Raw genomic sequence first — 17,236 nt, 5'->3', positions numbered from 1 at the left:
CTAGCGCCGCGGTTGCCGCAGCGGCCGAAAGAACTGGCGAATTTCGGCGGCGAGCAGATCGGGCTTTTCCATCGCGGCAAAATGTCCACCGGACGGCATGTCGGTCCATTGCAAGACATCAAAGGTTCTTTCGAGCCAACTGCGCGGCGGGTGATTGATCTCCTTCGGGAAGTGCGCGAAGCCGACGGGTGGCGCGACGCGTTGTCCTTCGGCAAAACGCATCGGTTGCAAGCGGTTTTCCCAGTACATCTGGATCGCTGGGCCAATGCACTGCGTGTACCAGTAGAGCGAAATGTTGGTGAGCAGTTCGTCTTTCGAAAACACACGCTCCACGTCGCCTTCGCAATCGCTCCACGCCCGAAATTTCTCGCCGATCCATGCAGCCAATCCCACCGGCGAATCGTTGAGCGACGCCGCGAGCGTCTGCGGCTTGGTGGTGTGCATGTGCGCATAACCGCCTTCGAGCGCGGCCCACTCGTTCTTCTCCCGCAGGAAATTTTCCTCGGCCGGCGTGAGCGGTTTCTGCGCCGCGCCGATGGCCGGCTCATACGAGCTCGGCAGGAAGTTGAGATGAATGCCGTCCACGGCTTGCGGATGCCGCGCGGCGAGCGCGATCGACACACCGGCGCCGAGGTCGCCGCCTTGCGCGCCGAAGCGCTCATAACCTAGGCCTTGCATCAGCGAGGCCCACAGATCCGCCACCTGAAACGCGGACATGCCGGGCTGCGCGGGCGCCTGCGAAAACGCGAAGCCAGGCAGCGACGGCACGACGACATCGAACGCATCGGCAGGATCGCCACCGGATGCGGCCGGGTCGCACAAGCGGTCCAGCAAAGCGTGGAACTCGAAGAACGATCCGGGCCAGCCATGCGTGATCACGAGCGGATAAGGCGCCGGGCCTACGCCACGCCGATGGACGAAATGCACGCGCTGCCCCTGTACATCGGCGAGAAATTGCGGCTGCTGATTCAAGCCGCGCTCGGCCGCGCGCCAGTCGAAATGTTCGGCCCAATACGACGCCAACTCGCGCAGCCACGCGGAATCGGCGCCCTGTTGCCAGGCCGGCGACGGCGTCGCCGGTGCCCAGCGGGTCGCGCGAATACGGCGGCGAAGATCATCGATATCGTGATCGGCAATTGCAATCTGAAACGGTTGTGTCTGCATGGCAACTTGTCCGGTACGGGGTGTTGGTTGACGTGCGCAGCTACCTCTAACAGCAAAGTCCACGCTCAGCTCAGGCAGCGAACAAGCACGAGGCAATCTGCATGGTACACAACGGCGCATTTTCTGTTCCGCGTTCTGAAGACCGCCATGCTTCAAGCGCTCGCTGCGCTGCCCGCTGCTGCGCATCGCATCAAACGATAGCGTCGCTCGCACCCAGATCGGCGACCACGCCGATCGCGATGGCGGTCGCTTCCGAGATCGGCGGCATTCCATCCTTGACCGCCGTGCTCGTCATTTCGACCGTGTATTCGGCGCCGTAGTTGACGCCCGCGCCATAGGTGCGTTGACGTGCCGCGTTGAAGGTGGAGTCGCCGCTCGCGACCGCGCCGCTGCTGTTGGTGCTCGAACCGCCGCCGTTCATCTGCAGGTAGCCTGCCGCGACCGCGACCTTCAGGCCGCCGAACACATACGATGCGCCGATGCTATACGCGCGACTGTCCGCGAAGCTGCCCGCCGCATTCGAGAAGCCATACAGCGCGCCGACCTTGAAGCCGCCGTAATCGACGCTCTGGAACTTGACGGCGTTGTTGATAAGCACCGAGTCGTTCAGGTTGTCGTTGTCGTACGGATGCGAGGCGAGCGTGCCGCCGTTTTGCGTGCCGTTCAGCGCGAGCGGGCCGAGATAGTCGACCACGCTGTCGTACTGGCGGCCGAGCGTGACCGCGCCGTACTGGTCGTTCGACAGGCCGACGAATGCCTAGCGGCCGAACTCGCGGCTGTTCTGGCCCAGCTTGCCAGTCGAGGTTGAAGCCGTTTTCGAGGACGAAGATCGCCTTCAGTCCGCTGCCCGGATCTTCCGAACCGCGCAGCGCGCAAAGCAAATTGATTCCGGTCGGAAAGGCGCTGTCCTGATTGCATCGAGGCAAGCGAGAGCCGATGACAGGATAATGAGGCCTCCCTTCCCTTACCCACCGAGAGGAGTTTGCCGCGATGTCTGCCTATGAATCCAAAGTGCCGCGCGTACTGTTGACGAACGACGACGGTATCGACGCGCCCGGCCTCGCCGTGCTCGAAGCCGTTGCCGCCGAGCTCGCGCACGAAGTCTGGGTGGTCGCGCCCGAGCACGATCAGAGCGGCACGTCGCATTCCATCAGCCTGCATTCGCCGCTGCGCGTGAGCCGCCAGGGCGAGCGGCGTTTCGGCGTGGCCGGCACGCCCGGCGATTGCGTCGTGATGGGCGTGCGCCACCTGATGCGCGACACGCCGCCCACGCTGATTCTTTCCGGCATCAATCGCGGCGGCAACCTCGGCGTGGAAACGATGTTTTCGGGCACCGTCGGCGCCGCCATGACGGGCCTGTTGCTCGGCTTGCCGTCGTTCGCGCTGAGCCAGACTTTCAGCAACCGCGACAACGTGCGCTGGGACACCGCGCGTGCGCTCGCGCCGGGCGTGATCCGCCAGTTGCTCGCCATCGAGCGTGCCGCGCCCACCTGTCTGAACATCAACTTTCCCAATGTCGATGCGGCGCTTGCCGGTCCGCTCACGCCGACCCGCCAGGGCGTTGGACTCGTCGAAGATATCGACGTGTTGCCGCAAGTCGATCCGCGCGGCATGGCCTATTACTGGTTGCGCTTTCAACGCGGCACACGCGCGAACGATCCCGATAGCGAAACAGCCGTGGTGGCTTCGGGGCGCGTGTCAGTCACGCCGCTCGCCTTCGATCGCACCGACGAACCTACCTTCGCGCGGCTCGCGGCTTCGCTGAGTTAAGCCTCTGGTCAGCCTTTGCCGATCGCCAGTTTGCGCAGCCTCACGGACGCGGCGCGCCGGTGAGGCTCGGCGCCCCGCCTGGCCCCGCGGGATCGGGATTGCCGAACGCGGGAAGGCCGCCGGTCTCCCGGGCGCGGGCGAGCTCCGCGCGCACCTGCGAGCGTGTCTTCGGGCCGTCGTCCGTTTTCACCCCCGTGGCGGCGGACGGCGTGGACTGAACCAACGGCGGTGACGGCAGCGTGGCTTGCGTGGTCAGGTCGGCTTGCGGCAGCGCTGGCACTATTGATACCGCTGGCGGTTTTTGCTCCCGCTGTTGGACCGGCGGTGCCGGCACGCCGACGGGCGCGCTGCTCGTGCTCTGCATCACCTTGAGCCCGGTCTGAATCGACGCCGGTTGACTTGCCATAGCAGGTCCACCGGTAGCTGGCGTTCTCACGTCCGGCACGCTATTGCTGTCGAGGCGTGCCACCAGCTTGTCCAACGCCGCCTGACTCTTTGCATAACTCGATGAACGGTTCGTATGCTCGCGGCCCGCAAGGCGGCCCTCACGCGACCGCGCATGTTTCGTCGAAGACATCCGTGCTGGCTTCGCGGCAGGTTGCGGCGTCTTCTCGACTTGCGCCGCGTTCACTGCACGCTGCTCGTTATCCGTGCGCGTCTGCACTTCCTTTTGCAGCGCGCGAACCTGATCGTCATCCTGATGGGCCGAATGGACCGCGTCCAATTGCGCCTGTGCGGCGGCAAGATCGTTGCCTTGCAGGCTATTGCGCGCCGCCTGCAGGCTGCCGGCCATCGCACTGCTCGAATCGCTGCGAGCGGTGACCGGACCGGATATGACCGCACCGCTGATGGTGTCGCCGCGCGTGCGGTAAGCCGGCGTGTCACCGCGCGCCGAGCCGAATTCGTCCGTCGACGTCCAGGGTTTGCTGGCGTGCGAAACATACGCGGCGATTGCAACAGCACTGACGACGAGGCCCGTGAGAACGATCTTCCTGGGTTCGCTATGCATGACGTCTCCCCCTTCCAGCCGTGGTACGTGCGCGTCTGCGGAATCAAGTCACGTACGATGTCGCACGCGAACTGGATGCGCCCATTTTCTATTTATATTCTTCAGGCGTCGAATCGTCCGATTGTGCCTGCCTCGTTGGCCGAAAAAGCCAGCTTCGAGGCACGCTTTCCGTTGGCGACTATTTGGAACTGCGAAGCAGTGCCGGGAGCGCAGCGCGCACGCCTAGACAAGCGGCCCCTCTTCCTGCTTCCCACGCATCGCAACGGCAATCGAACTGCCGACAATCAACGCAATGCCGAGCAGCGACATGGCGCCGATCGTCTCGCCCCATGCCACATAGCCGAACAGTGCCGCCCACACGATGCTCGTGTAGTTGTACGGCGCGAGCGCGCCGGCGTCGGCCTGGCGAAACGCCATGGTCATCAGCAATTGTCCGGCGGTGGCGAAGCCACCCAGCAACGCCATCACCGCGAGCGCCTGGAGCGAAGGCGTGCGCCATGCGAAAAACAGCGACGCGCCGGCGACGATCGTGCCGATCACCGTGAAATACAGCACCGTGGTGCCCGAATCGTCGGAAGCGCGAATGCGCTTGATCTGAATGATCGATAGCGCGCCGAAGAAGGCGCTCGACATCAGCAGGACGGGACCGAGCCAGCTCGAATGCGAGCCGTCGGGGCGCACCACGAACAGCACGCCGACAAAGCCGACTGCCGCGGCCACGGCGTCGCGCGGCTTCAGCGCCTCCTTCAGCAACAGCGGCGCGAGCACGATCACCAGCAAAGTTTCCGAGTAGACGATCGCCACCGCTTCGCTAAGCGGCATGTACGGCAAACCGGCGAAGAAGAGACCCGAGGCGCCGAGCAACGTCAGCGCGCGAATGGTCTGCCCGCGCACGTCCATATGCCTGATCCGCTCGACGATCGGCTTGCCGCGCAGGCACACCGCCACGGCGGGCAGCAGGCCAAACAGCATGCGGAAGAACGTCACCTCGTTAGCCGGATAAGCGAGCGCCACGGATTTGGCGAGCGCATCGACCAGCGCGAAACAGAACATCGACACGAGGATCAGCGCAACGCTGCGCAAGGGCGCGGCGCTCGTGCGGACAGCGGTGATGGGCGGCATGGAGTGTCCTGGGAGCGAGCAAAACGACGCTTCGCCCCGGTTTTGCGTGCCGGCTACGCGGCTCGCAATGTTGGAAAAACGGATTATGCCTGCGGCTCCGTGAAGGATCGACGGGCGCGCAAGACATTGACCCGGTCCGCCTCGCATTCGCCACCGGTCTCCACTTCGCCTAGCGCGATCTTTGCCGTTCAACAATTCGGGGTAAGTACGGATACAGGTCCGTCAAACTAATAATATTATTCATATCGATTTCCATATTCATAAGGCTACGACGCACTGTCTTTGGCCCTATGCAGAATTAATAATAATTATGACCATCAATTAAGCGGGGACATCAGGAGATACAGGTGCGCAATTACCTTGTGCTTGCGGCGCTCGCCATGCTGGGCGCTTGCGGTGGCAATGACGGTTCGCCGAACGCGTCAGCGTCGGCGGACAAGCAGGTGGCCGCAGTCGATTCCTCTGCCGCTTCGGCAGCTTTGGCGGCCTCGGCGGCCGACACGGCTAACGTCGAAAGCGAATTCAAGGCCGCGAAGGCCATTCCGGTCGGCATGAAGACGACGACCCCGCCGCTCGTGATCGCCGACCCCACGCTCAACCTTCCGCCCTACACACCGCCGGCGCCGCCCGCGCCGGTCTCCACTACCACCCTTTCGTTCGGCGACTTCACGAACTACCTCGCGCCGGGATCGACCCAGGGCTGGGCGCCGGGCGCCAACAATTCCACCATCACCATTCCCGCGCCGGCCACCAACGGCACCGGCGCGGGCGACAAAACAGTGGCGCTCGCCAGCACCTACGCGAGCGCGTCGTATGAAGCGGACGTGACGGTCAGCGCGCCGGTCGGCAGCGGCGCCGCGAACGCGGGCTTTATCGTGCGCGTCACAAACCCGACGGCCGGCGGCCCCGACAGCCTGACCGGCTACTTCATCGGCCTCGATACGGGTACGCATTCGTTGGTGGTCGGCCGTCAGAACAACAGTTGGACCAACTTCATCTCGTATCCGGTCAGCACGATCGTCGGCGGCAGCACGCACCATCTGAAGGTCACGACGAGCGGCACGGCCATCACCGTCGACCTCGACCAGCAGCGCGTGATCAGCGTGAACGACGCCACCAACGCCCTGCCCGCCGCCTTCCAGTCGGGCAGCTTCGGGTTGCGGCGCTTCGGCGTCGGCGCGACCTTCAGCAACATCACGATCCGCACGTATCCGACCGTGACATCGCCGAGCTACGATTTCTCGAAGGTGGTCGGCGCGGTCTACACGCCTTCCAACGCGGTGAACGCGATCGACTTCTGGGAGAACTACGATCCGGAGATCGTCAATCGCGAACTGACGTATGCGCAGACCTACGGCATGAACACGATCGCGGTCTATCTGCATTACCTGGTGTGGGCAAACGATCGTGTGGCATTCCTGAGCAAGTTCGAGAACCTGCTGAAAATCGCCGCGCGCCACGGCATCAAGGTCTCGCCGATCTTCTACGACGACTGCTGGAACCCGACGCCGCAGTTCGGCCCGCAGCCGGCGCCGGTCTGGGGCGTGCACAACAGCCGGTGGGTGCAGTCGCCGGGTACGCCGGTGGAACAGGCGTATTTCCAGCCGACCGCGTCCAATTCCGCCATCACGTATAAGGCGAGTCTCGCGAGCTACATCACCGACTTCGTCGCGCCACACCGCAAGGATCCGCGCATCATTTTCTGGGAGACGATGAACGAACCCGGCTGCAGCGGCAATGGTGCATTGCAGGAAACCCGCGCGGCGCTGATGAACGATGCACGCATCGCCATCCTGAACGCGGGCGCGACGCAGCCGATCAACGCGCCGCAAGTGCAGGAAGACGAAGGCACGTACTTCTCCGACTTCTATGCGTTCCATCCGTATGGCAACCCGTACACGGGTCCGGTGAACGGCAGCAATGTCAGCGCGCTGAATTCCGAAACGCTGCAGCGCGGCTTCCCCGGCACCACGGGTCAAACCATGCCGGGCATCGTGTCGAACTACGGCGGCACGACGGGGTTCATCGTGTGGGAGCTGATGATCGGCCGCACCAACACGCGCTTCCACTGGGGCCAGGTGCCGGGCGCGCCCGCCACGATCGAACCGGCGACGCCCTTCCAGGGGACGATCTATCCGGACGGCCATCCGTGGCAGACCTCGGAGACGCAGGCGCTGACAGGTGGCTTCAACGTGAAGCTGCCGGTGCTGCAAGTCGGGTACTACAACGATCCGACGTTCGCGAGCGCGCCCGTCAAGACTTCGATTACGCCGTTGATCGACTTCGATCTGAACACCGAGCGCGGCACCGATTCGCCTGACGCCTCCGCGGGCATCAACGCGACTCACTACGGTGTGCGCTGGACCGGGGCGATCCAGGCGGCGCAGGACGGCCTCTATACGTTCTCGATCGACAGCGACAACGTTGCGCGCCTGTGGATCAACGGCGTGAAGATCATCGACAAAAAGACCTCGACGCAATCCACCGTAAGCGGCAAGACCTGGCTCGCCGCGAAGCAACGCGCGTCGATCAAGGTCGAGTATGTGCACGGCACCGGTGCGGCCAGCATGCATCTGCTGTGGTCGAACCCGGCGGCGAGCAATCCGAACACGCTGCGGATCGTGCCGTCCGATTCGCTCGTGACGTCGAACTAGAGGAAGTCGAACTCAGCGGGCCGGCAGCAAAAGTAAAACCGCCGGCGCGGCTGGTTGTGCAGTGCAGCGGCATGCGCATCTCGCGCATGCCGTTTCCATAGCCGTTTGTAACGCCCTGTAATTTGTGCGATGCTAGCCACGCCCTGGTCATCCCAAGAAGAAACCGTGGGCGCGAGGCAGACCAATCCTGTTGCCCATTCCTCTGGAGGAGACATGATTGAGTCATCGCAATTGCGCAGCTTCGGGCGCGCCGACATCGCATCTCGCACCTCTTTCCGCACCACTGAATCCATCAGGCTGCACCGCATAGCGGCCGCTTCAAGCTTCGTTTTCCTGATCAGTCTCGCCGGCGTCTGCCACGCCGACACCCAGGTCGGCGGCACGCTTCCGCCCGCGCCCGACAAACTCTACGGCGACCTCTTCGTGGCCGTGCAAACCGCGCAGATCTATCCGGACCAGAAGACCTTCGTCGATGCAACGCCGAACGCCGATCCCGCCACGATCGTGCAGTTGTACGAGCAACAGAAGAACACTGCCGGTTTTTCGCTGGCGAACTTCGTCAACCAGTACTTCACGCCGCCGAGCGAGCCGGTCATCACGCCGCCCGCCAACCAGACGCTGCGTGAACACATCAACTGGCTATGGCCCGCACTGACCCGCACCACCACGAGCGCGCCACCCAACAGCTCGTTGATCCCGTTGCCGAAACCGTATGTGGTGCCGGGCGGCCGGTTCCGCGAAGGCTACTACTGGGATACCTATTTCACGATGCTGGGGCTGCAGGAATCGGGCAACGAAAATCTCGTCGACGACATGCTCGACAACTTCGCCTACGAGATCAAAACCTTCGGCCACATTCCAAACGGCAATCGCACGTACTACCTCGACCGTTCACAGCCGCCGTTTTTCTCGCACATGGTGGAACTCGCCGCGAAGGTGGAAGGCCACGGCGTCTACCAGAAATATCTGCCGGCGTTGCGCAAGGAATACGCGTACTGGATGCAGGGCGAGAACACCACGCAACCCGGCTCGGCCACGCGCAACGTCGTCGTGATGCCGGATCGCACGGTGCTCAACCGCTACTGGGATGAGCTCGACACGCCGCGCGACGAATCGTATCTGGAGGACATCCAGACCGCGAAACAGGCGAGCGGCCGCAATCCGAACGACGTCTACCGCGAATTGCGGGCGACCGCCGAAAGCGGCTGGGATTTCAGCTCGCGCTGGTTCGGCGACAACATGACGCTCGCGACGGTGCGCACCACGTCGATCATTCCGGTCGACCTGAACAGCCTGATGTTCCACCTCGAGATCACCATCGCCAAGGGTTGCGGCGAGACGCGGGATTTCCGCTGCGTCGGCGAATTCGCGCAACGCGCCGCGAAGCGTGCGCTCGGCATCAACCGCTATCTGTGGAATCCCAACGGCTATTACGGCGACTATGACTGGCAGCTCGCCAAACCGCGCGACAACAAGACCGCGGCGATGGTGTTTCCGCTGTTCGTCGGCGCGGCGTGGCCGGATCGCGCGCTGAAGACGGCGAAACAGGTGCAGTCGACCTTGCTGCAACCCGGCGGCCTCGTCACGACGACCTACAACACGACGCAGCAATGGGACGCGCCGAACGGCTGGGCGCCGCTGCACTGGGCGGCGATTCAGGGCTTGAAGCGTTATGGCCAGGACGCGCTCGCGCAACAGATCGGCACGCGCTTTCTCACCGACGTCAAAGGCGTCTATGCGTCCGATCAGAAACTGGTCGAGAAATACGTGGTGGAAGGCGCGGGAACTGGCGGCGGCGGCGGTGGCGAATATCCGTTGCAGGATGGCTTCGGCTGGACCAATGGCGTGACGCTCAAGCTGCTCGACCTGTATAGCCCAGGCGAGTGAAGCTGCACGAAGGGCGGTCGTGCGGTCGTGGCAGGTCATGAATACTGTATAAAAACACAGTATAATGATTTGCCCGAGCCGCCCTTCGTTTTCTGACCGGCGGCGCCCAGCCCACGTCGGAATCATGGTGTCCCAGCAAGCCCTCTTCGCGCCCGAGCCCGTCGCTCTCCTCCATGACGAGGAAGGCGGCATCCGCTATCTACCCGAGTCGATCCCGGCCGACACGGCCCAGGCGTGGTTCGAGGCGGCGCTGCGCAATGTCGGCTGGCTCAGTCAGCAGCGCATGATGTACGAGCGCGAGGTCGCCGTGCCGCGTCTGCTCGCCACCTTCGCGCGCGAAGCAGACGATCTGCCCGCGCCGTTGGGCGAAGCATTCGAAGCCGTGCGCGCGCTCGTGGGCGCGCCGTTCAATCGCGTTGGTCTCAATCTCTATCGCGACGGCAGCGACAGCGTCGCGCTTCACAGCGACAAGACAGAGAAGCTGGTGCCCGCCCAGCCGATTGCCATCGTCTCGCTCGGCGCGACCCGGCGCATGTCGATCCGGCCCAAGGCTGGCGCCGGTGCCGGACGAATCGTGCATGTCGAACTGGAGCCCGGCAGTTGTCTTGTCATGAGCTACGCGTCGCAATTTACCCATGAGCACGGCATTCCCAAACTTGCGGGCATGACGGAGCCGCGCATCAGCCTCGCGTTTCGCTGCTTCAGCGGCTGACGAGCGAGAAGCGCGTCAGAGCAGCGTGACCTTGCCCGTCGCCAGATCGTAAACGCCGCCGACAATCTTGACCCTGCCGCTCTTCACGTATGGCCCGATGAGCGGTCTGGATACGATCAGCCGGTTGGTATTCAACTTGACGTTTTCGATCGTGGCTTGCTCGACGAGATCCTCGCCGTGGCCCACTTTCGCCATTTGCACGGCGGGTTTGAGCGCGCGGACCAGTTCCGGCAGATGGCCGGGCAAACGCGTTCCGTCCTTCAGCGCCTTGACCGTGGCGGTTACCGCGCCACACTGCGTGTGCGCGAGCACCATGATAAGCGGCACGCCGAGAATCTCGACGCCATACTCGAGGCTCGCGAGAATATCGTCGTTGACGAAATTGCCTGCCACGCGCACCACGAACAGATCGCCCGGACCCTGATCGAAGGCGAGCTCCGGCGCGACCCGCGAATCCGCGCAGCCGACGATGGCGGCAATCGGATACTGCGCCGAGACACGCGCCGCGCGGTCAGCGGAATAGTCCTTGTTTGAAGGGGTATTCGCGGCGTAGCGGGCGTTGCCCTGCATCAGGCGGTCGAGCGCTTCAGCAGGTGGAATCGAATTCGGCGCATTGCCGGACGCGGGCTGCGCCGCCACGGCAACGTGCCGCGACAAACCCGCCAGCGTGATCGACGACGCACCCGCCAGCAGCAGATTGCGCCGCATGGGGGAAGACAGATGACGGCCCCACATGGCTCGCCTCCTATGTCATGAGCAACGCCCCAGCGGTGCCGTTCGAACGGGCATGAGCCGTGAAAGTTGGTCGCTCACGCGACGCCTCATCGTGCGCCTCTCACGTTCAAACATCAAGCTAGACGGCGTAAATGTCCGGGTTGTCCGCCAGCGGCAAAAACTTGCCGGTAGGTCCGTCGAGCGCGAGCATCGCACCGCTTTCGATATCGAAGATCCAGCCGTGCAGCCGTAGCGTTTTGTTCGCGAGCCCGACTGCGACCGACGGATGCGTGCGAATGTTCGCAAGTTGCGCAATCACGTTGTCTTTGACCAGGGCTTCGAGACACTCCGCGTCCGAATGGTAAGTGCGTGATGCGTTGATGGCCTTGGCCGCATCCGCGTGACGCAGCCAACCCGCCACCGCCGGCAGATGGTCGAGGTTTTTGCACGTCGAGATCGCCGTCATCGCGCCGCAATTCGAGTGGCCGCAAATCACGATATCGCGAACACCCAATACGGCCACCGCGTACTCGACGGTCGCCGACACGCCGCCCGGCTCCGGACCATAAGACGGCACGATGTTGCCCGCATTGCGGATCACGAACAGCGAACCCGGCTCGGTCTGCGTCAGCAGCTCCGGCACGACACGGCTGTCCGAGCACGTCACGAAAAGCGTACTGGGACTTTGCGCCATCGACAAACGCTTGAACAATGCGCTCTGCTGCGGAAAGACTTCTCGTTGAAAGCGGATGAAGCCTTCGATGATTTCCTGCACGGTTGTTCTCCAGATAAATCAAAGAATGAGCCTGCGGTGCCCGCGACAATACGAAAGCCGGGAGCACGCAGGCGATCTATTCGCGCGACTATACCGCAGCCGCAACCACGAACTCGACGAACCTGCAGGCGCGAGCAGCAACGGGGCGCCTTCATCACGACATCTTCATGCCTAATTGAAGCGCAACAAAAAAAGCCCCGGCTGTTACCAGCCGGGGCCAACTCTCTCGCTCGCACACCGGAAACCGTGCGTGCATGACTACTTTACCGATACCGACGAAGCCTATCTATACGCCGCGCTGGAAGAGTCCTTTCCAACGTGGCCCAACACACACTGCGTCGGGCCAGTCGAATCAACGGCTATACATTGCGTTCCAGTCCGCTGCGGACACAGCCGGGCGGCCGCTTTGCGACGAACCCACCACGCTGCCGCCATAACCGCTGGTCTCGCCGTTGCGCGCGGCGACGCGCGCTTGCGCGGCCTGAATCGCTTCCGGATAACGCGTCTGATCGCCGTCGCCGACGTGATAGCCGGCCTGCTGCAGTTGAACCAGTTCCGCGCGCACCTGCTCGCGCGTGATGCGGGAATTCGATTGGGCGAATACGGTGGCCGAAGCAGCCAGCGATGCAACGATAACGACGGCCTTGAGCAGGGACTTCATGATGGAAACACCTCCGGGAATTGATGGTCAGCGGCACTTCGAATCACTCTCCGTGCAACCAGTGAACTCAATATAGGCGCCGATTCCTCAGAGAATAATGGCCGCCCGTCGAAGGGATTGTTCCTGAATCTGGAGAAATCACGCTTAGAAGCGCGTGCGGATCCCCACCGTGCCGACCACCTGATTGCCCGTCGACGACGCACCGCCCGCCGTGTTGATAAACGCGGTGTAGCCCTTGCCGCTCACGTGCTGGTACATCGCTTCGGCATACACGTCGGTGCGCAGCGACAGCGCATAGACGGCCTGCAGGTTCACCTGATTCCATTTCGGATCGGAGCCGAAGCTCGACGTGCCGCTCACATGCGCGTTCGTATACGTGTAGGCCGCGCCGAGACTCAGCGCCGGCGTCACGCTGTACTTGCCGTTCACCTCGTAGTTGTCGAAGCGCATCGAACCATGCGTGGCGCCGAACGACGCGGTGTTCTGGAACTGGCTATGCGTATAGACGAAGCCGGCCGTCACAGGACCGAAGCCATAGCTCAACGCGGCGCCGGCAGTGCGTTGCACATCGGCGCCGAGCTGGAAGCCGCCCGTGCCGTTGGCCGCGGATTCGCCGAGATCGACCGCGCCGGCCGTATTGGTAGTCGAGTTCGAACCGTTGATCTGCAAATAGCCTGCAGCCGCCTTGAACGGACCGTTGGCATAGCTCACGCCGGCGCTATAGGCACGATTGACCGCAAAGTCCGTGTTGTTCGAAAACGCATACATCCCGCCGAACTTCAGACCGGCATAATTCGCGCTCGTGTATTTCACGGCGTTGCTCATGCGCACCGAGTGGTTCAGATTGTCGTTGTCGAACGGATGCGCGAACCCGGTATCGCCGAAGGTGCCCGCCGTGCCCGAAAGCGGCGCGACGAAGTCGACCAGCGAGTCGTACTGGCGGCCGAGCGTGAACATGCCGTACTGTTTGCTGCCCAAGCCGACGAATGCCTGACGGCCGAACAGCCGGTTATTCTGGCCGAGCTTGCCGTTCTGCACGTTGTAGCCGTTCTCCAGCACGAAGATCGCCTGCATTCCGCCGCCGAGATCCTCGGCGCCGCGCAAGCCGAAGCGGCTGCCGTTGATGTTGCCGCTCGTCGCCTGAACCAGCGCACCCTGCGAGTTGCCCTTCTTCACGTTGTTGGTGTACATCACGCCGGCGTCGATGAGGCCGTACAGCGTGACCGAACTTTGCGCATGCGCGGTGGCGGCGGCGAGTCCTGCGAACGCCGCGACCGCGGCGGAAATCTTTTTCACGTCAATGCTCCTGCGTAGCTGAAATGTCAGGTTGAACAGCGACGCGAGTATAGAAACGCGGGCATCGGAAACGAATGCCCGTGGCCTGGAGCAGTCCTTTATGGAATCTGGAAGAATCGGTCATCTAAACGCAGCAATCGCGATGCGCTGCGCTTTGACGAGGTGTTTTTGAAGGTAAAGACGCGCGGCGATGGGTGTGCGCGGCGTGAACGGGTTGCGTGTGAACAACAACCGTCGAGTGGCTTGCGAGCCCGGCGCGCGCGCCGGACTCATCGTCAATCAGAAACCGGGCCGCTCAGGCCCTGTTGAAATCGCCAGTCTCGAGTTCCACGGACTGTCCCCCGTTTTTTTCGAGGACCCGGCGTGTAGCGTTTTCAATCCGCGTGCGATTCGCCTCGAAGGTATTGACAAGGTTGTGGGCCGATGGGCCGTCGTTGCCGAAATGGTCGTTCAGCGCATCCAGCGACACGCTACACCAGACGTCGGCCCCGTCGACATTGGCTTCGAAGGCGACGCGTGCCGCTGCTACGACTTCACGGCGTCCGGTGAATTCGATCCTCATGATGACCCTCCATTTGTCGAAAGAAAGCTTCGAACGCGCAAACGCTGTGCCAAGGCGGCGTGGTCCGCAAGGCCGCCCAGGGTCAGCGCACATTCTCAGCAGGGTGCATACTCGACACCGGCCGTCCTCGTACGGTCGTGCTGATGCGTCACGGTGTGCCCGCTTATGGCCACGCCGCCCGACGTGCCTTATATCCTAATACTAACTCCTGGCCCATGTCCCGCAACCCGCAATCGTCGCGTCCTCTCGTCATTGCCGCCGTGATGGCGTCCATGGCGATGGTCGCCATCGAAGCCACCATCGTTTCCACCGCCATGCCTCAGATCGTCGCGCAACTCGGCGATCTGCATCTGTATAGCTGGGTCTTCTCGTCGTTCCTGCTCACCCAGACCGCGATGACCGTGGTCTTCGGCAAACTCGCCGACCTGTATGGCCGCAAGCCGATCGTGCTGGCAGGCATCGCGATCTTTCTGATCGGCTCTGTACTGGCCGGCTTTGCCTGGTCGATGCCGGCGATGATCGCGTTCCGTCTGATTCAGGGCGTCGGCGCGGGCGCGATCCAGCCGGTCACGCTGACCATCGTCGCCGACCTCTATCCCGCGCGCGAACGCGGCAAGGTGCAAGGCTATCTCGCGAGCGTCTGGGCCATTTCCGCAGTGGTGGGTCCGATGGTCGGCGGCTTCATCATCCACAACATGTCGTGGGCCTGGATCTTCTGGATGAACGTGCCGATCGGACTCGCCTCCGCGGCCGGCTTCATTGCGTTCCTGCGCGAATCGGAACGGCATGCGCGCCCTTCGATCGATTTCGGCGGCGCGGCGCTGTTCATGGCGGCAATCGCCGCGCTCATGATGGCGCTCACTTACGCCGGCGACGACCAGGTCGCGCAAGCCTCGATGGCGGGCGGAGCCTTCGTGCTGTGCGTGCTGCTGTTCGTGTGGCAGGAGCGCCGCGCGGCTGAACCGATGATCTCCTTCGCGCTGTGGAGCCGCCGGCCGATCGCCGCCTGCAACGGCTCGACCTTGCTGTCCGGCATGATCCTGATGGGCGCCACCACGTTCCTGCCAATGTACGTGCAGGGCGTGCTGCATCGCTCGCCGGTGATCGCCGGCCTCGCGTTGACGATGATGATGGTGGGCTGGCCGACCGGCGCCACGTTCGCAGCGAAGTCGTTTCATCGCCTCGGCTTGCGGCGCATTCTGATCGGCGGCAGCACGTTCATTCCGCTCGGCGCGGTGCTGCTGCTGTTCCTGTCGCCCGGCGGCTCGCCGCTCGTCGCCGCGTTCGGTTCGCTCATCATGGGCTTCGGCATGGGCACGTCGAGCGTCAGTTCGCTGGTGCTGATTCAGGAGATCGTCGGCATGGGCGAGCGCGGCAGCGCCACCGCGTCGAACCTCTTCTCGCGTAATCTCGGCAGCACGTTGGGCGCGACGCTGTTCGGCGCGGTGCTCAACTTCGGGCTCAGTCATTCGAATGGCGCGGCCGCGGTCACCTCGGATCAGTTGAGGGCGCTGCTGCAGAATCAGGCCGTCAATCTCGGCGAGAGCGACATGATCCGCGCGGTACTGCATCAGTCGCTGCACCTCACGTTCATCTCGCTCTTCGTCATCGCGATCTTCGTGGTCGCGCTGCTGTTGTTCGTGCCGTCGATCAGCATCGGGGCGGAGAAGAAGATGCCGCTCGAGGCGTTGTCGCCGCTAGAGGATTGACATGCGTGGTGAGCACGGCGCCGCACTGCGCGCTGCCACGCTCGGTTCGATAGCGCGGCGGCGCTGTTGCTAGCGTCAGCGCGCGGGCAACGTCGCTGCGAAAAAGCGGACCGCCCGATCAGCAGCCAGCGCATGCACCGCATCACGATCGACGCCCGGCCCGTCCTCGCAGATGCCCGCGAGATGCGCGACCACATCGGCGAGACACGTATCCAGGAATGTGTAGTGCGACGCGCCCGGCACCATCTCGACATGCGCTTTGGGCATCAAGCCCGCGATGCGGTGAATGTTGGTGGCCACGGGCGCGGTGACGTCGGCCTCGCCCGCGAGCAGCGAGACTGGAATCGTCACGTCGGCGAACGTGGCGCTGTCGAAGGCTTCACCGAGCGCGGGCGCAATGGCGAACACGGCTTTAACGCGTGGATCGCGATACGATGCGCCGGACCGTGCGCGCGACGCCTTGGTTTCCGGCGAAAGATCGTCGAGCGTCAAGGGCGCCGCGCCCGATGCGTCGCTGATCCGCGCCGCTTCTGGTGGATGGCAGATGGCGTCGGCCTGGGGTGACGTGCAGAAGCGCTCGAACGCCTGCAGATTGGTCCGCGCGCCCGCCAGTTCGAGCACCGTGTAACCGCCCAGCGAGAACCCCACCGCGCCGATCCGCTCGCGGTCCACATGCGGGCCGAGCATCGGATCGGCGAGCACGCCGTCGAGCACTTCGCTCGCGTCGGTGGCGCGCTCCCACCAGAGCATGAAGCCGTCGCGGGTCAGCGGCGCCGCAGCGGTGTTACCCGGATGATTGGCGCCCGCCACGATATAGCCTTGCGCGGCGAGCGCCGCGGCCAGCCAGTCGAGACTGTCCGTGGTGCCGCCCGTGCCGTGCGAGAGCACCAGCAACGGGTAGCTTGTGCGCGCGGTGGAGAGCGGCGCATCGTCGGCGGCTGCGTGGCCGTGAAAGATCGGATGACCGGGCGCGCCGATCTCGCGCGGCGTCTGCGGCACCGACGTATCGACCGGATACCAGATGCGCGTCACCAGCGCCTCGGTCTTCGCCCCACGCCAATTGCGGGCCACGGCGGGATGAAACACCCGCGTCGTCTCGCCCACATGCAAGTCGGCCTGATCCGCCGACGCGGCACCCGCCCAGCACAACGCCGCCGCACACGCCAGCCTGGCGATGACGGCACAGCTCACACGAAACATG

The 17,236-nt window shown here is 63.6% G+C and carries 15 protein-coding genes and 1 pseudogene; 6 read left to right on the top strand and 10 right to left on the bottom strand.

Going from position 1 to position 17,236, the window contains the following annotated elements; all coding sequences use genetic code 11:
- Positions 1-1,164: an epoxide hydrolase family protein gene (locus P0D80_RS35220; RefSeq protein WP_408180946.1), complete on the bottom strand. Its 1,164-nt coding sequence runs from the start codon at positions 1,162-1,164 to the stop codon at positions 1-3.
- A 101-nt stretch (positions 1,165-1,265) separates the two neighbouring features.
- On the opposite strand from P0D80_RS35220, the gene P0D80_RS35215 reads away from it, so the two are divergent.
- The gene (locus P0D80_RS35215) at positions 1,266-1,484 is read left to right on the top strand and encodes an LrgB family protein (RefSeq protein WP_408180947.1); all 219 of its coding nucleotides are present in this window, start codon (positions 1,266-1,268) and stop codon (positions 1,482-1,484) included.
- Here P0D80_RS35215 and P0D80_RS35210 read toward each other — a convergent pair.
- Positions 1,394-2,033 (bottom strand): annotated as a pseudogene (locus P0D80_RS35210) (porin); the annotation flags it as partial. The gene P0D80_RS35215 and the pseudogene P0D80_RS35210 sit on opposite strands and share 91 nt — an antisense overlap.
- Positions 2,034-2,154: 121 nt before the next feature.
- Between P0D80_RS35210 and surE the strand changes: the two are divergent.
- Positions 2,155-2,934, top strand: a complete 780-nt coding sequence (gene surE / locus P0D80_RS35205) for a 5'/3'-nucleotidase SurE (protein ID WP_408290726.1) — start codon at positions 2,155-2,157, stop codon at positions 2,932-2,934.
- A gap of 40 nt (positions 2,935-2,974) precedes the next feature.
- On the opposite strand, the gene P0D80_RS35200 is transcribed toward surE, so the two are convergent.
- On the bottom strand, positions 2,975-3,943 hold the full coding sequence (locus P0D80_RS35200; protein WP_408290724.1) for a DUF4148 domain-containing protein: 969 nt from the start codon (positions 3,941-3,943) through the stop codon (positions 2,975-2,977).
- Positions 3,944-4,165: 222 nt separating this feature from the next.
- Complete coding sequence (locus tag P0D80_RS35195; protein WP_408290722.1) at positions 4,166-5,065, bottom strand: DMT family transporter; 900 nt, start codon at positions 5,063-5,065, stop codon at positions 4,166-4,168.
- A 347-nt stretch (positions 5,066-5,412) separates the two neighbouring features.
- Here P0D80_RS35195 and P0D80_RS35190 point away from each other — a divergent pair, with 347 nt between their 5' ends.
- The 3 genes from P0D80_RS35190 (at position 5,413) to P0D80_RS35180 (ending at position 10,318) form a co-directional block, all read left to right on the top strand.
- A complete protein-coding gene (locus tag P0D80_RS35190; RefSeq protein ID WP_408290720.1) occupies positions 5,413-7,719 on the top strand; it encodes a PA14 domain-containing protein in 2,307 nt (768 codons plus the stop codon).
- A gap of 213 nt (positions 7,720-7,932) precedes the next feature.
- Entirely contained in the window at positions 7,933-9,606 is a 1,674-nt protein-coding gene (gene treA / locus P0D80_RS35185) for an alpha,alpha-trehalase TreA (RefSeq protein WP_408290718.1), read from the top strand.
- A gap of 124 nt (positions 9,607-9,730) precedes the next feature.
- Positions 9,731-10,318, top strand: coding sequence for an alpha-ketoglutarate-dependent dioxygenase AlkB family protein (locus tag P0D80_RS35180; protein ID WP_408180953.1), 588 nt, complete (start codon positions 9,731-9,733; stop codon positions 10,316-10,318).
- A gap of 15 nt (positions 10,319-10,333) precedes the next feature.
- Here the strand turns inward: P0D80_RS35180 and P0D80_RS35175 are convergent, their stop codons facing one another.
- The 5 genes from P0D80_RS35175 to P0D80_RS35155 all read right to left on the bottom strand — a co-directional run bounded on the left by P0D80_RS35175 (position 10,334) and on the right by P0D80_RS35155 (position 14,326).
- On the bottom strand, positions 10,334-11,053 hold the full coding sequence (locus P0D80_RS35175; protein WP_408290716.1) for a carbonic anhydrase: 720 nt from the start codon (positions 11,051-11,053) through the stop codon (positions 10,334-10,336).
- A gap of 118 nt (positions 11,054-11,171) precedes the next feature.
- A complete protein-coding gene (locus tag P0D80_RS35170; protein ID WP_132377318.1) occupies positions 11,172-11,807 on the bottom strand; it encodes a carbonic anhydrase in 636 nt (211 codons plus the stop codon).
- A gap of 352 nt (positions 11,808-12,159) precedes the next feature.
- Positions 12,160-12,468: a DUF4148 domain-containing protein gene (locus P0D80_RS35165; RefSeq protein ID WP_408290713.1), complete on the bottom strand. Its 309-nt coding sequence runs from the start codon at positions 12,466-12,468 to the stop codon at positions 12,160-12,162.
- Between the two features lie 144 nt (positions 12,469-12,612).
- The gene (locus tag P0D80_RS35160) at positions 12,613-13,764 is read right to left on the bottom strand and encodes a porin (RefSeq protein WP_408290711.1); all 1,152 of its coding nucleotides are present in this window, start codon (positions 13,762-13,764) and stop codon (positions 12,613-12,615) included.
- Positions 13,765-14,059: 295 nt separating this feature from the next.
- Complete coding sequence (locus P0D80_RS35155) at positions 14,060-14,326, bottom strand: DUF1488 family protein (protein WP_132377321.1); 267 nt, start codon at positions 14,324-14,326, stop codon at positions 14,060-14,062.
- 215 nt (positions 14,327-14,541) lie between these two features.
- Here P0D80_RS35155 and P0D80_RS35150 point away from each other — a divergent pair, with 215 nt between their 5' ends.
- Positions 14,542-16,035 carry an MDR family MFS transporter gene (locus P0D80_RS35150; RefSeq protein ID WP_408290708.1) on the top strand — a complete coding sequence of 498 codons (1,494 nt, stop codon included), beginning with the start codon at positions 14,542-14,544 and terminating at the stop codon, positions 16,033-16,035.
- 75 nt (positions 16,036-16,110) lie between these two features.
- Here P0D80_RS35150 and P0D80_RS35145 read toward each other — a convergent pair whose 3' ends face one another.
- On the bottom strand, positions 16,111-17,235 hold the full coding sequence (locus tag P0D80_RS35145; protein ID WP_408290706.1) for an alpha/beta hydrolase family protein: 1,125 nt from the start codon (positions 17,233-17,235) through the stop codon (positions 16,111-16,113).
- Position 17,236 lies beyond the last annotated feature (1 nt).

The sequence above is a fragment of the Paraburkholderia sp. RL17-373-BIF-A genome, assembly GCF_046030175.1.
Taxonomy (GTDB): domain Bacteria; phylum Pseudomonadota; class Gammaproteobacteria; order Burkholderiales; family Burkholderiaceae; genus Paraburkholderia.
This window is presented reverse-complemented; position numbering and strand designations above follow the sequence as displayed.